The sequence below is a fragment of the Spirosoma foliorum genome (genome assembly GCF_014117325.1).
Classification (GTDB): Bacteria; Bacteroidota; Bacteroidia; order Cytophagales; family Spirosomataceae; genus Spirosoma; species Spirosoma foliorum.
On sequence record NZ_CP059732.1, the window covers coordinates 709383 to 723304 of the forward strand.

General features: G+C 47.0%; 7 protein-coding genes. 4 read left to right on the top strand and 3 right to left on the bottom strand.

Annotation, left to right across the window (positions count from 1 at the left end; translation table 11 throughout):
• Nucleotides 1-54: 54 nt before the first annotated feature.
• The 3 genes from H3H32_RS02985 to H3H32_RS02995 all read right to left on the bottom strand — a co-directional run bounded on the left by H3H32_RS02985 (nt 55) and on the right by H3H32_RS02995 (nt 7140).
• On the bottom strand, nt 55-2277 hold the full coding sequence (locus H3H32_RS02985; RefSeq protein ID WP_182461195.1) for a hypothetical protein: 2223 nt from the start codon (nt 2275-2277) through the stop codon (nt 55-57).
• 180 nt (nt 2278-2457) lie between these two features.
• On the bottom strand, nt 2458-4689 hold the full coding sequence (locus H3H32_RS02990) for a hypothetical protein (RefSeq protein WP_182461196.1): 2232 nt from the start codon (nt 4687-4689) through the stop codon (nt 2458-2460).
• A 93-nt stretch (nt 4690-4782) separates the two neighbouring features.
• Nucleotides 4783-7140: a ligand-binding sensor domain-containing protein gene (locus H3H32_RS02995; protein ID WP_182461197.1), complete on the bottom strand. Its 2358-nt coding sequence runs from the start codon at nt 7138-7140 to the stop codon at nt 4783-4785.
• 600 nt (nt 7141-7740) lie between these two features.
• On the opposite strand from H3H32_RS02995, the gene H3H32_RS03000 reads away from it, so the two are divergent.
• From H3H32_RS03000 to H3H32_RS03015, 4 genes are all read left to right on the top strand, one after another.
• Nucleotides 7741-8277 carry an RNA polymerase sigma factor gene (locus H3H32_RS03000; protein WP_182461198.1) on the top strand — a complete coding sequence of 179 codons (537 nt, stop codon included), beginning with the start codon at nt 7741-7743 and terminating at the stop codon, nt 8275-8277.
• A gap of 199 nt (nt 8278-8476) precedes the next feature.
• Entirely contained in the window at nt 8477-8674 is a 198-nt protein-coding gene (locus tag H3H32_RS03005) for a hypothetical protein (protein ID WP_182461199.1), read from the top strand.
• Nucleotides 8675-8747: 73 nt separating this feature from the next.
• The gene (locus H3H32_RS03010; RefSeq protein ID WP_182461200.1) at nt 8748-12179 is read left to right on the top strand and encodes a SusC/RagA family TonB-linked outer membrane protein; all 3432 of its coding nucleotides are present in this window, start codon (nt 8748-8750) and stop codon (nt 12177-12179) included.
• A 23-nt stretch (nt 12180-12202) separates the two neighbouring features.
• The gene (locus H3H32_RS03015) at nt 12203-13891 is read left to right on the top strand and encodes a SusD/RagB family nutrient-binding outer membrane lipoprotein (protein WP_182461201.1); all 1689 of its coding nucleotides are present in this window, start codon (nt 12203-12205) and stop codon (nt 13889-13891) included.
• Nucleotides 13892-13922: the final 31 nt, after the last annotated feature.

Here is a 13922-nt window from a genome sequence, read left to right on the forward strand (position 1 = left end):
AGCTCGAATTCCTCACCTATCCAATGCTTGCATAGTCTATTTATTTTTACAATTCTATTTGTTCACCGGCGCGCTAATGGCGCCCAGATACCGACCCATCCAGTACGGTAATAAAAATGAATCGCCAGCACTTAGTTCGCTGACAACTTTCCCCGGTCGGTCGAGCTTGAAGAGGTTGCGGTTGTGTTTAAGTTCAGGGCGTTCATCGGGAGGTAATACTTCTTTAGTGGTTTGACCACGGAAGTTTTCGGGAACGAGTTCAATGTCTTTCCGGTGACTATTCATAATAGGCCACTCGATCATATCCAGCGGAAACTCCTTCAAATACCAGACGGTTTCGGGTAAATCGAAGGCTTTCGCGCCCGTCATGGCGTAGCAGAGATTCCAAAGACCGTCTTTTTCCGGACGTTCGGCTTGCCAGTGATCACGAATCGCTTCGCGGTATTTTTCCTTCAGTTCGGGCGTGAAAGCGTACCGGTACAAAGGCCAATACGCCAGGAAGTACATTTCGTCGTCGGAGTGATTCCAGCCTTCGGAGAGCATTTTTGCCCAGTCGTCGGAGCCTGCCGGAGCTTTCCCAATTTCACTCATTGGCCGCATCAGGTTTTCCAGATAACCGTGTTTGTTCATCAGCTCATAGGCTTTCTCTTTGTAAATGGGTTTTCTGGTGAAGTGATAGGCTGCTTGCAGAAAGGCGATAATATTGGACGAATTGATTTTTCGATCCCCAACATTTGGCGCAAAGCCATTGACATAACTCGGATTCCATTTACCCCAGAGGGTTGGCTTCCCGTCTACATCGATCAGATACCAATCGTTTTTTATAATGTTGGTCATTAACTGGTCAATCAGAGTAATGGCCCGCTTTTTCACGTCGCCATCCATCAGTTCAGCCATGAGAGTGAGCGTAAATATTTGCCCCACCGTCTGGTCGCTGCTGGTAGTTCCACGCCAGTCCCATTCTGGGTCCTTCGCATGATTCCAGCCGTTGGTCAGCCCACCGTCCCAGGCTTTCGCTTCAAATTTGTGATAGCCGCTCCGTTCAAATCCACGGGCGAAGAAGCCGCTCATGCCTGTAATGCTGAACAGTCGTTCCATAGCCGCAAACGATTCCATACAGTTTTGTAGCGCCACTTTATCGCCAGTCACTTTGTAGCGGAACAACTGACTCACCAGATACATCGACGTCCAAAGGTTATCACTGTCGCGTTGTCCCATTTGGGCCGTCGATAAGTCGCCCTGCTGGATTACGGTTACGTCGCAGTTAAAGCCGTAGCGAATGTGTCGTTGCCGAACCTGTTTTTCGTATTGCAGCGCTTTCTCCTGTAAAGTCATTGCCTCGAAATGAATCTCGCCCAACCCCTTGTTGGTCAGGATTAAAACGGTTTTGTCTTCACCTTCTGAAATGGCTGTTACCTGGTTGTCGGGTAGCCAACGTTCACCATAGTAATAATTAAACTTACCGTCTTTCCGCAGCATAAATGCGCCCATGGTAGAGCCAAACCAGAGGTTGCCGTGTGCCACGCGAATGGCTGTCAAGTTGGGGCAGGGGAGTTTTTTCTGAAGACCACCTACGGACTTATACGTAGTGCCATCAAGGGTTAAATAGCCATCGTTCGTTCCCAGATAAACCTTATTCTGATCGCTGTCGAAACAGGTGAGATCAGGCGATTGAAAGACGGTTGCCAATTTTTTCGTACTTACGTCAAGCAAGCTCAACGAGTGACTGCCCAGCAGCCAGAATCGATTTTTGGCCGCTTCGTATCGAATGTCTTTCACCTGATCCTGCTCTAGCGCACCTTCCCAAATAACCGACGATTCCGACAACAGCTTCAGACGAGTGCCGTCTGATACCAGAAACACAGCGCCTGAACCCGTACAAAACAGCCTCGCGTCGGGTAAGGTGTGCTTGTCGAACAGCTTGCCCGCCCAGGCATTGCTGAAAATGGCTTTGTCGTCGAGATAAACGAACTGTCGGTCTTGAAGCCCTAGTCCCACCAGTTTTCGGTCAGACATGGGTCGATAGGAACGGTCAATTTCTAAAGTTCCGGGGTATTGAAAATGGCCCGAGCGAGGTCGTAACAAGCCTTTTGAGGATAAAACCTGAATCACACCATTCCGATCTGCTGCAACCTGTTGCAGTTGACTGGTACTGTCGGGGGTGTAATATTTTATGCTATAGTCCTGTAAGTAAGGCGTATCGCGGTAAGGGGTGGTTTGGGCGAGTAGGCTCTTAGGAAGCAGAATGACTAAGAAAACAGCATAGAGTGATTTCATGAGTTAGTTCCGGTTTGTTGAGTTAGGTGGCGTCAGGTTCTTCAACCTGACGAGCCGTGGTGTCAGATTTTGAATCTGACATGATTAGGTTTCTCAAAACCTATGGGTACAAGCATTCGGTTTTGAGAAACCTCACAGTGTCGGGTTTAGAACCCGACACCACAGTTTAGATTACAAAAATCACTTCCCGATGGGAGCACTGATGACGCCTAGATACCGGCCCATCCAGTAGGGAAGGAGCCAGATATCACCGGCGCTGTGCTCAGAGGTGCCGCTGTTGCCTTTGGAACGATCTAGGGCAAACGTGTTCCCATTATGGCGTTGGATCGGTGTTTCGTCAGGAGGGAGCACTTCTTTCGTGGTCTGATTCCGGAAGTTTGGCGCAACGAGTTCAATATCTTTTCGTTGACTGTTCATAATTGACCAGTCGATCAGGTCGAGTGGATATTCCCGTAAATACCAGGCCGCTTCGGGGAGGTCGAAGTTTTTGGTGCCAGTCAAGGCGGTGAAGATATTCCAGGCGCCCTCTTTTTCAGGGCGTTCGGCTTCCCAATGGTCAAGGATCGCCTGTTTATATTTCGCTTTTAAGGCATCATCGAACGCATAGCGATACAGGCCCCAGTAACCTACAAAGTACATTTCATCGTCGGAGTGATTCCAGCCGTCCGACATGTGTTTGCTGTGTTCATCGGCGTCTGCCGGAGCTTTACCAATAATGCTCATTGGGCGCATCAGGTTTTCCAGATAGCCGTTTTTCTGCATTAATTCGAGCGCTTTCTTTTTGTACTTTTCCTTCTTGGTGAAGTGATAGGCCGTTTGAAGCATAGCTACAATGTTGGACGAATTGAGCTTCCGGTCGCCTACGTTGATTGGGAAATTATTCACGTATTCTGGATGCCATTTGCCCCACATCGTCGGCTTGCCATCGAAGTCGATCAGGTACATATTGTGCGACAGAATATGGCTCATGACCGTATCGATAAGCGTGATAGATCGTCGTTGGATAGCCTTATCATCGACAAGCTCGGCCATGACCCCGAAGACGAAAATATGACCAATTATTTCATCACTACTGGTCGTTGATTTCCAGTCCCAGCCAGGTTGTGGCGAATGCTGCCAACGCTCCGAATCATGAAGTTGTTTGATGTAACCAGCTCGTTCAAAGGATCTTGCCGGAAAGCCTGGTACCGGGGTGATGGTATACAGCCGCTCCATTGCGTCCAGCGATTCGCGACAGTTTTGCAGGGCGTCTTTGTCTTTCGTGACCGCATAGCGAAAAGCCTCCCCAGCCAGATACATCGATGTCCAAAGACCATCATTGTCAGAATCAGACAGATAACCCGTGGCCAGATTGCCCTTTTCCATGCGATCCAGTGAGGCATTGAAACCATTCCGAATATGCCTTGTCCGAACCTGATCTTCGAAAAAAACAGCTTTGTCGTGGAGTGTCATCGATTTGAAACAGATTTTTCCCAGACCTTCAGTGGTTAGAATGAGCACAGAGTTTTTGGGCCCTTCAGCAATCGCCGTCACCTGATTGCCAGGTAGCCAGCGTTCGCCGTAGTAGTAATCGTATTTGCCATCGGGGCGAAGCGAAAACGCTCCTTTCGTCGTGCCGAACCATACTTTGCCATTCACGGTAGCCACTGTTGTGATTTCTGTCCAGGGTAATTTGCGATGAATAGCACCGACTTGTTTTTTGCTAATGGGATCAAATTCGATGTAGCCGTCGCTTGTTCCGATAATTACCTTTTGAGCGGGTGTGAGTGCAAAAGACGTAAATCCCGTTCCATCGAGAACCTTGGTAAGCGTAAAGTTTGCGCCTGAAAGCGTGTATAGCGCCTTTTTGCCAAGTACCCAGAATATGTTACCTGTGGATTGAAAATGAGCGCCAATTACCTCGTCGGATGAGAGTGTTCCTTTCCAGAGAATCTTACTGTCTTTAACAACCTGTATCGCGCTTCCGTCCGAAACCAGAAACGTTAGATCGGGTTTTCCGGCAAAAATCGTTGCTTGCGGGAGTTGGTGTTCGGCATTTAGTTTTCCGGCCCAGGCATTGCTCACAACCGCTTTCTCACTTAGATAAACGAGTTGCTGATCTTGTGATCCAATCGCCTTAAGATTCAGGTCTTTGATGAATCGATAAGTCTGATCAGCTTGTAAGGTGCCCGGATGTAGAAATTCACCGTTGGCAGGATGAAGCAAGCCTTCGGATGAAAAGACCTGAATAACACCATTTCGGTCGCAGGCTACGCCAGTTAGGTTAAAACCCGATTTGTTGTAGTAATATTTTACACTGAAATCCTGCTGAAATGGTTTGTCCTGAAAGACAGTCTGCGCACTGATTGACAGACTATTCAGGCATAGAAATGATAGTAAACAGCAGGCTAATCGTATAGAACGGATTTGCATGATTATGAATAAGAACAGGTTGTAAATTTTGGATGTCGCGAGATTGTCTTTACTGGTTAATGTTTTGATAATCAGTGATGATGGGTGCTGTGTCTATTTGGTGGATTCGATCATGCCCAGGTAGCGCCCCATCCAGTAAGGGAGAAGCCAGAAAACAGGCTCGCGTTCAATATCGGGCTGACCGTTTATAGCAGACCAAGGGTTTTTATCCCAGCGAACAACGGTGCGTATACTGGCGGGAGGTAGCTCGCTGACCTGAAGTTCATCCAGCACGGGCGTTCGCACAATGGAAATATCTTCGCGTTTGGTATGATCGACGGTCCAGTTAATTAAGTCAAGGGGCGTATCGACTAAAAAGTCTACCGAAGGCGCTAATTCGACCTTCTTATCGCGGGAATAGCAGTATAGGAAATTGATCAGCGGATTTTTATCGGCCTTACGCTGAACCAGCCAGTTATCTATGTGATTCTCGTAAAAAGACCGGGTTTTCGGGTCTTTTTCGCAGCGAAGCAGGATAGGGTAAATGTATGCAGACAGCATGACGTCGAAATAGATAAACCAGGCTGGGTTTTGCTGGCTGATCTTCGCCATGTTATCCAGATAGCCTTCTTTATCAATAAGTTGTCGGTAACGCTGCTCATAAATCGGCTTGCCCGTTACATGAGCAGCGAGCTTAAGAAACGCCAGTAACTCCATTGAATTCTGGTTTCGATCCGGCACCCAATCTGGATCATGGTTTAGCTTGTCGGGCGACCAGACTCCCCAGCGAGTATGTTTACCGTCGACGTCAGTTAAGGTAAAGCCGTTGGCAATGAGATGATCGACTATACGCGCAATGTGGTTTCTTACAACAACCTTTTCGGCTTCGTCGGCTACAAGTTCGTAATACACATAATAGCCCATCATGTGGCCACAAAGCTCATCACTGCTGGTATCGCCTTTCCAGAGCCATTTTCCGTCTTTCGATTTTCGCCAGCGAACTTCAACAGGTTTAAAACGAGGCTCTTTGACTAGTTCGTCAGCTCGTTCGCGCGGACTGAACGTACGGTTACCATCGTCAACACGTGTCCAGGTAGCGGGTACGATGGTGCGGGCAAAAAAGCCATCGGTGCCTGTCACTTCCTGAAGCAATTTTAAAAAGTCGAACGCTTTTTTCGCCTTTGCTTTTGCATCAGGATTTTTGGTGGCCGCATAACGGAAGCACTCCATCGCCAGATAGTTAGCTGTATACTCGCCATCATTGTCGTCGTCGTCTGGCTCCCAGGTAGTTATGTCGCCTTGAATCGGAAGGCGACACTGCCCCGCAATCCAGGGGCTGCGGATGTGCCGCTTCATCAGAACATCGTAAAAGTAATCCTGCTTTTGCGCCAGATTCATAGACCGGTGCTTGATCGCACTTACCCCTTTGACGGTCGCAATCCAGGCATTTCCCTGCGTATCGAAAGCAATGTCGGTAACGTGATCATCCAGCAGCCATCTACGACTAAAACGCAAGGAATGGCAGCCATCTGGACGATATCGGACAATGCCTGTTTCAGTGCCTATCCACATGTCGCCATCGGGTGCTCGTTCGACACAAGTGACAAAAACGGACGGAATTCCCTGCGCTGGTTGCAAAACCTGTTTAGGTTTATCCTGTCGCAAAATTGTTATTCCTCCCAAACCTGCAACCCACAGATTATGAGCCGAATCAAACGCAATTCCTTTGGTGGATGCACTCAATAGCTGGTCGGTGTTTTGGAAAACGGTGCTGGCTTGATCGGTGACATGATAGAGTCCAACATCGGTTGTTACCCACAGGCCATCATGGCTGTCGGACAGTGCGTTTCGAATGGAGCGGGGGAGGATAAAGTTCTTTTTTTGAACGCCTTTTGCATTGATCAGCCATACGCCTAGTGGTCCCAGCGCATAAACACCTTCCTGGGCTACGGCTACGGTTGAAATGGGTGCATCGAGACCAGCTATATGTTCCGCTAGATTGTTTTTATAGCGATACAGGCCATTCCAGGTACCAACCCATACTACTGATTGATTGTCGACGACTACCGAAAATGCAGGCCCCTGTTTTGTAGCGGGCAACATCGGCATCCACTCATTTTGATCTGCTTTTTTTGAGAATATACCCGCACCTGTCGCAATCCAAACTACCCCCTGGCGATCTACCGAAATGCTTCGAATATCATTCGCTTTTTCATCTTGCCCAACCGGATAGGGCTCATGATACTCCTGCTGAAAAGCGGTATCGCTATAAGTCGTTAACGATGCGTTATGTGTATCGGAATGCGTTTCTGACGAGCAGGCCCATCCCCATAAGCTTATCCCAATAATGCATAGACATTGCCTTAGTTTGTGGCTGGTTTGAAGGTATATGCCATATCTTGGAGATATGGCATATACCCTCAAACCAGCCACAAACTGTCGAGACAAATTCTGTTGGGATCGTGAGCGCATCGTTTGTGAAGTTCTCCTGATATACTCCCATGATCGTGTATCGGACTATTTGTCACGTGGTAAATTTCCAGATCAATAGTAGCGAGGAGAACTTCTAAAGACGCCATTTAGGCTCGAGAAAAGGCACATTACCTCAATGTTAAGCGCTTCCTGAGCCTGTATAGCGACTTTTTTGTAAAAGTCTGATACTGTGTTGATCACGGCCCTATTCCATATTGGAAGATTACCCCTGAATGAAATTTAATTGATTTGCGCAAATTGAAGGCAATTTTACGCAAGATGCGAAAATAAATTGAAATAGGCCACTCTATATTTGTTGCGGCTATACAATATAGGCCAAATATTATTTTGAATAAACCGTGTTGGCTGGATGATTAATAACTAAACTGGTGAGTTGACGAAAAATCATTCTGTTTAGTTAACGCAAAATCCTATTCTGATATTTTCTGGAATTGTTTATAAAAATTTTGCAATTAATTCAATTTCATAGTTTTTGTTAGATCTTCTTGGTGTAAGAGCTATCGCAGATTTAACCCAAAGCTTGCTTGTGCGTTCAGTGCCTTTTCTTACCAGTATTTCCACCTTAACTACTAAATACTCATGGCTTGTCTCACCGAAACTGTCATTTACCAAGCTATTCAGGGTGATAGGGCGGCTTTTGCGAAAGTGTATCAGCATTACCGGACACCCGCATTAAAGTTTAGTCTCTCGTTGCTGAAGGATAAAGAAGAGGCTGAAAATATGGTGCATGATGTATTTATAAAGATATGGGAGAAACGGGCCCTGATTAATCCTGAGCTTAATTTCAGTTCCTACCTGTTCACCTGCCTGCGGAATATGATATTTGACTATATGAAGCAGATGGAAAAAAGCCAATTGCTTCGGCAGCGGTACATGGAGCGGATGGAACGGGCGACCGAAGACGACCAGGACGAGCTGGAAACCCGATATATAACCCTACATAAGGCTATTAATGCGTTGTCGGAAAAGCGTAAGCTGATTCTACTGCTCAATGTAGAAGGAGGAAAGTCCTATCAGGAGATCGCGGAGTCATTACGGATTTCGAAGAATACCGTTAAAAACCAGTTAGTAAAAGCGAAACAGCTTCTGCGGGACCGGGTGGATATTGCTAATTAAAGTCTGGAATATGAGTTGGTTTTTAAGCTTATATGAATCGTAAGCTTCTGTATTATAATGTCTTGTGGTTGGCAAACCACAGGCTGTACATGGCTTCTGAGCGTTCCTAATATTAACTCAAAATAAAATCCGTAGCGAGTAGTAGCCTTTTTTTCGGCCTAGCCAGTACTATGTGTAAACTGCCTAAACACCGATGGTAATGGAAAGGCAAGGCGTCACACACCTTATTGAACAATTAATTCACGGTAAACTCTCAACAGAAGAGTTGGATCAATTTCTGGCGGGCCTGCATAAACCCGAAGAAAGACAGGCCTATTCGGAAATACTCGAAGCTTATTTTATTGAACTCCTAAATCAACACGAACATCAGCCGGAAGCTGATAAACAACCGGAGTAAAAAGAACCCACCCCCTTCAAAAACGTGTAATGTCCTACTAATTAATCTCTTGTATTTAATTTACTGAACACGCATGAAATCAAGTTCTACATTTCAGCTAACCCTAAGGCATACGCTGGCCATTGCCATATTGGTTGGGCTATGCTCTTTGCAAGCGCTGGCTAAAGGATTTCCTCAGCGGAATCCTGCCAAAACGATAACAGGGACTGTTACGTTAGCCACGAACAATCAGCCCATTGCAGGTGCCAACGTTTTGATTAAAGGCACACAAGCTGGTACGGTTACCGATCAGAAAGGTAACTACTCCATCTCCGTAAATAGCAACTCGGCAGTTCTGGTCTTCTCTTTTGTGGGACATACTCCACAAGAAGTTACTGTTGGTAATCAGAGTGTTATTAACGTGGCGCTTGTCGAAAGCAGCGAAGTACTGGGTGAAGTAGTCGTAACGGCCTTAGGCATTAAACGGGAAGAACGCTCGCTGGGCTACTCCGTAGGAACCGTGGCAGGTAAAGACATGACCCACGTTGTTCAGGAGAACGTACTTACCTCTATGGCTGGTAAGGTATCTGGCGTACAGATCAGCCAGACAGGTGGTGCCGGTTCTTCGGTCAGCATGGTTATTCGCGGAGCCAAATCGCTTAGTACGGATAATCAGCCTCTTTTTGTTGTTGATGGTGTTCCTATCGTAAACTCACTAAGCAACGTACAGCAGGTAGCAGGTAATAATAACACGGTCGACTATGGAAATGCCATCTCTGATATTAACCCTGAAGATGTTGAGAGTGTATCGGTTCTGAAAGGGCCTAGTGCGGCTGCGTTGTATGGTACCCGTGCTGGTAATGGCGTGGTACTGATTACGACCAAGAGTGGCGCAAAAAATAAGCGGATGACGGTATCGATTACGTCGAATACGGTTTTCGATAACCCGTACAAGTTCCTTCCTATGGAAACCAAGTACGCGGTAGGAAACCTGCCTTACCTGCCTAATGCACAGGGCGTTATTGTAAACCAGTCGGGTAATCCTTACACAATCGATGAATCGCAATCGCAGTGGGCAGGTCCAGAACTGGATAAAGGGTACAAAGCCATCCAATGGAATAGCCCAAAAGATGCTAATGGCAACAAAATCCCAACGCCACTGGTATCGCACCCAGACAACGTGAAGAACTTTGTTCGGACTGGCGTTACCACGACCAACGGCATTTCGATTGCCAACAGTACCGATCGGGTTGACTACCGGTTGTCGTATAGCAACATGACGAACCACGGGATTATTCCTAATTCCGATTTGTTTAAAAATTCTGTAGCTATTAACTCTACTGTTAAAGCCAGCGATAAACTGAGAATAAGCACATCGCTGGACGTATCGCAGCAACGCTCCAACAACCGTCCGGCTAGTGGTGTAGGAACCAACCCGCTGGAAGCTGCTTACGATGTAGCGCCAAACAACGACATTCGGGATCTGCGGAACTATTGGGTACCAGGTCAGGAAGGTCTTCAGCAACTATCAGTATCGCAGGGTAACTATAACAACCCCTGGTTTATGGCGTATGAAGTCAATAACGGCTTTACCCGGAACCGGGCCTTCGGAAACCTGAAAGCCGATTGGCAAATCACTCCCGAACTGAGCGTGATGGGAATGTATGCGTTGGATATATACAACGAACGACGGGAAACCAAAATCACGAACAGCTATACGAAGGAGACCCACGGAGGTGCTTATGGACTTGCCGATATTGATCAGTTGGAGCGTAACATGAGCTTCCTGGCGACGTATAAGAAGGATCTGAAAGACTTCCATTTCACAGTATCGGCTGGTGCTAATAATCGGTATTCTATGAATTCGAATATCACCAACTCGAGTAAATCTGGATCAGGGTTAATTATTCCGAACCTGTTTACGTTATCGAACATTGCTCCAACTAACCTGAATTACTCCAGCTATTATCAGCAACGGGGTATTCAAAGCGTGTATGGTTTGGCGAACATTGGCTTTAAAGACAAAATCTATCTCGATATTACAGCTCGTAACGACTGGTCAAGTACACTGCCTAAAGGAAATAACAGCTACTTCTATCCATCGGCCTCGTTGAGCGTACTGTTGAATGAGTTTGTCAATGTAAATAAGAATGTTAGCTTGTTCAAACTACGGGCTGGGGTTGCACAAGTTGGTAATGACGCTGCTGCCTATAGTTTATATAATACGCTGGGGAACGCAGGAGCCTGGGGAGGAAGTCTGATCCGCCTGTCAAAATCTGGCTCGATTCTGTTGCCAACGCTGAAGCCTGAAATTTCAACATCTTACGAAGGTGGTATTGACCTGAACATGTTCCAGAATCGGTTACGGTTTACGGGTACTTATTACAGCCAGGAAAACCGAAACCAGATTCTGCCAAGTACCATTGATGGAGCGTCTGGTTATTCAACCAAAAATATCAATGCTGGCTTGCTGGTTTCGAGAGGTCTTGAACTGTCGTTGGGCGGAACACCGATTGATAAAAATGGCTTCCGTTGGGACATTATGTTCAATTTCTCCCGTAACCGGACCATCATCAAGGAGTTAGCGCCGGGTATCGATAAGTTTACGTTCTGGACGGCTGGTAAAGGTGGTGCCTGGACGTTCGTGGGCGAAACCGTGGGTGATATGTACGATGCTCAGTTAAGCACTGTTACGGACAAGTCATCGCCTTATTATGGCTACCCTATCCTGACATCAGATGGTCAGTGGAATTCAGTAGGAGCAACCAGCACGAAGAATAAAATTGGAAACTACAATCCAGACTTTACGCTTGGTACCCAGACTTCCCTCTCCTATAAAGGCTTTACGCTGAATATGAACTTCGACTGGCGTGCAGGTGGTAGCTTCCTGTCGCAAACCTATCGGTACTATGAGTCGGATTTCCACTCGCAACGATATGTCGAAAGCATTATCAATCCAGGTGGACGTACGGGCGATGCGCTGGTTAGCTGGCTGAAAGCGAACGCCGACCAATATATTATTCCGCATGGTAATCAATTCCCACAAGTAGGCGGTCCTACGGCTGGTTCGGGTGGGTTTAGCTGGGCTGGCGACAATGGAACCAGCAATGGTAACTTTATTCCGGGTGTAATGGCGCAGTATGATGCCAAAGGGAACATTACGGGCTATACTGAAAACCTGGGTGGCCCTGGCACTACGTACTTTGGCTATAACGATGGATATGCCTGGTCGTTCAACAAAGCTGCTCAGTTCGATGCTTCTTTCGTAAAACTTCGCGAAATCTCGTTATCGTACGATATTCCCCGGTCGTTCCTGAAAGGCTTAAAAGTACAGAATGCATCGCTTGGTGTATATAGCCGGAATATCATTCTGTGGACAGCTGCCAAAATCAATATCGATCCCGAGATGGCTTTCCAACCACAAACTACTGCCGGTACTACAGGCACGTTTATGCAAGGTGTTGAACGATACAATGTTACGCCGTGGGTGATTCCAGTGGGCTTTAAACTAAACGTGACATTCTAAAAAAACTATAAGGAACAAGAATCATGAAAACTAGAATTGGTAAATACTCGGCCTCTTGTGCGCTGGTATTCGCTCTGTTCTTTTCCTCTTGTAAGGATATAACTGAGTTGAATGTCAACCCCAACGGGGTAGTACCACAAAACGTAAACCCTGATCTTATTTTGCCTACGGTACTAACCGAAGCAGCCAAATCGTATTTGCTCTTGGGCTTTGGCGATGTATCGGGAATTGTGCAGCATACGCAGGGAGATGCGTTTAACTCAGGTCGTGATTATTACGACTGGGGACAGAGTAACTCCTGGACAGCCTCTGGCTCATCTTCGGGCGATTTCTATGGTATTCAGCGTAATAACAAGCTGCTATACGATCGCTCAGTTGCCTTAGGGTATGACTTCCATACGGCTATTTCCCTGATTATGAAGTCGATGATCTTTGGCTTGGTCACTGATTTGTGGGGTGATGCGCCTTATTCGATGGCGAACCGGGGCGAAGAGGGAACGGTAGAAACTATTTCTCCGGCCTACGATAGTCAGGAAAGCATCTATACGGCAATTATGGCTGATCTGGAAACGGCCAATAAACTGCTGGCAAAGAGTAATTTAGAAACTGTGTCGAGTACAATTGATGTATATTATGGTGGCGATGCAACGAAATGGCGCCAATTTGGCAACACGTTATTGCTCCGTTACTACATGCGTCTGTCGGCTAAAAAGCCGGATGTCGCCAAAGCTGGTATCGAAAAAATCGTCGCTGCGCCTGATACGTATCCGCTTATTACCAATCCTGCCAATGATGCTACCATGAGCTATCCTGGTGTTACGTCAGGACTGGACGATTGGCCAACCAATACCTATTTCGATGCCAGTGGTCAGAACTATCGCCGGGTGAAACCTTGTCAGACGCTTGTCGGCGCGCTGACAACCCTGAAAGATCCCCGGTTAGCTGTTTGGGCTAAGAAAGTAGAGATCCCCATTGTAATTGATCCTACCTTGCCACCAACCACCGACCAGGTTATCAACAACGTTCGGTACTTTGGTACAGCTGCCCCTGCTTTATTGCAAACCCAACAAATTGCGCCTGTGAATACCGATCCGAACTATGTAGGTCTTCCTGCCGGTATTCAGTCGCCGTCTACCTACAACGCGAACCCAATTGTAGGTCAGGCATCGTATAATCCGCACGTATCGTATTTGAACGATATGTACACACAGCCGTCAACCAGCAAGTCTCCATTGCTGAAAGCGCGGTTGGCTTCGGCAGCAGAGGTTCAGTTCATTCTGGCCGAAGCGGCTCAGAAAGGTTGGGCCGCTGGTGATGCGAAAACGCACTATTACGCTGGTATTAGCGCATCGCTTACCACCTGGGGAGTTAGTAGCCAGTATAGCACCTACATTGCCAACACAGGGGTTGTATACGATGGTACCGTTCAACAGATTATAACCCAGAAATGGATTGCTGGCTGGACAGCCGCAACTGAAGCCTGGTTCGACTGGCGCCGGACGGGTTTCCCTGTCCTGAAAGCAGGAACGTATGCTAAGCGATCTGTATTGCCACTGCGTTTCTACTATTCCACTGATGAACAGCGGTATAATACCGACAACGCAAATAAGGCTATTAGTGCTTTGACATCAACGAACTATTCGCAGGCTGATGGAAACAATAGTGCCTGGTCGAAAATGTGGTTATTACAAGGCGTTACAACGCCCTGGTAAGTCAATAATACCGTACCTAAGTCAACTTCCC

What these genes read in the sequence shown, in the direction of transcription:
- H3H32_RS02990 (WP_182461196.1), bottom strand. Translation starts at nt 4,689, where the DNA reads ATGCAAATCCGTTCTATACGATTAGCCTGCTGTTTACTATCATTTCTA.
- H3H32_RS03000 (WP_182461198.1), top strand. Translation starts at nt 7,741, where the DNA reads ATGGCTTGTCTCACCGAAACTGTCATTTACCAAGCTATTCAGGGTGAT.
- H3H32_RS03010 (WP_182461200.1), top strand. Translation starts at nt 8,748, where the DNA reads ATGAAATCAAGTTCTACATTTCAGCTAACCCTAAGGCATACGCTGGCC.
- H3H32_RS02985 (WP_182461195.1), bottom strand. Translation starts at nt 2,277, where the DNA reads ATGAAATCACTCTATGCTGTTTTCTTAGTCATTCTGCTTCCTAAGAGC.
- H3H32_RS02995 (WP_182461197.1), bottom strand. Translation starts at nt 7,140, where the DNA reads ATGCGCTCACGATCCCAACAGAATTTGTCTCGACAGTTTGTGGCTGGT.
- H3H32_RS03005 (WP_182461199.1), top strand. Translation starts at nt 8,477, where the DNA reads ATGGAAAGGCAAGGCGTCACACACCTTATTGAACAATTAATTCACGGT.
- H3H32_RS03015 (WP_182461201.1), top strand. Translation starts at nt 12,203, where the DNA reads ATGAAAACTAGAATTGGTAAATACTCGGCCTCTTGTGCGCTGGTATTC.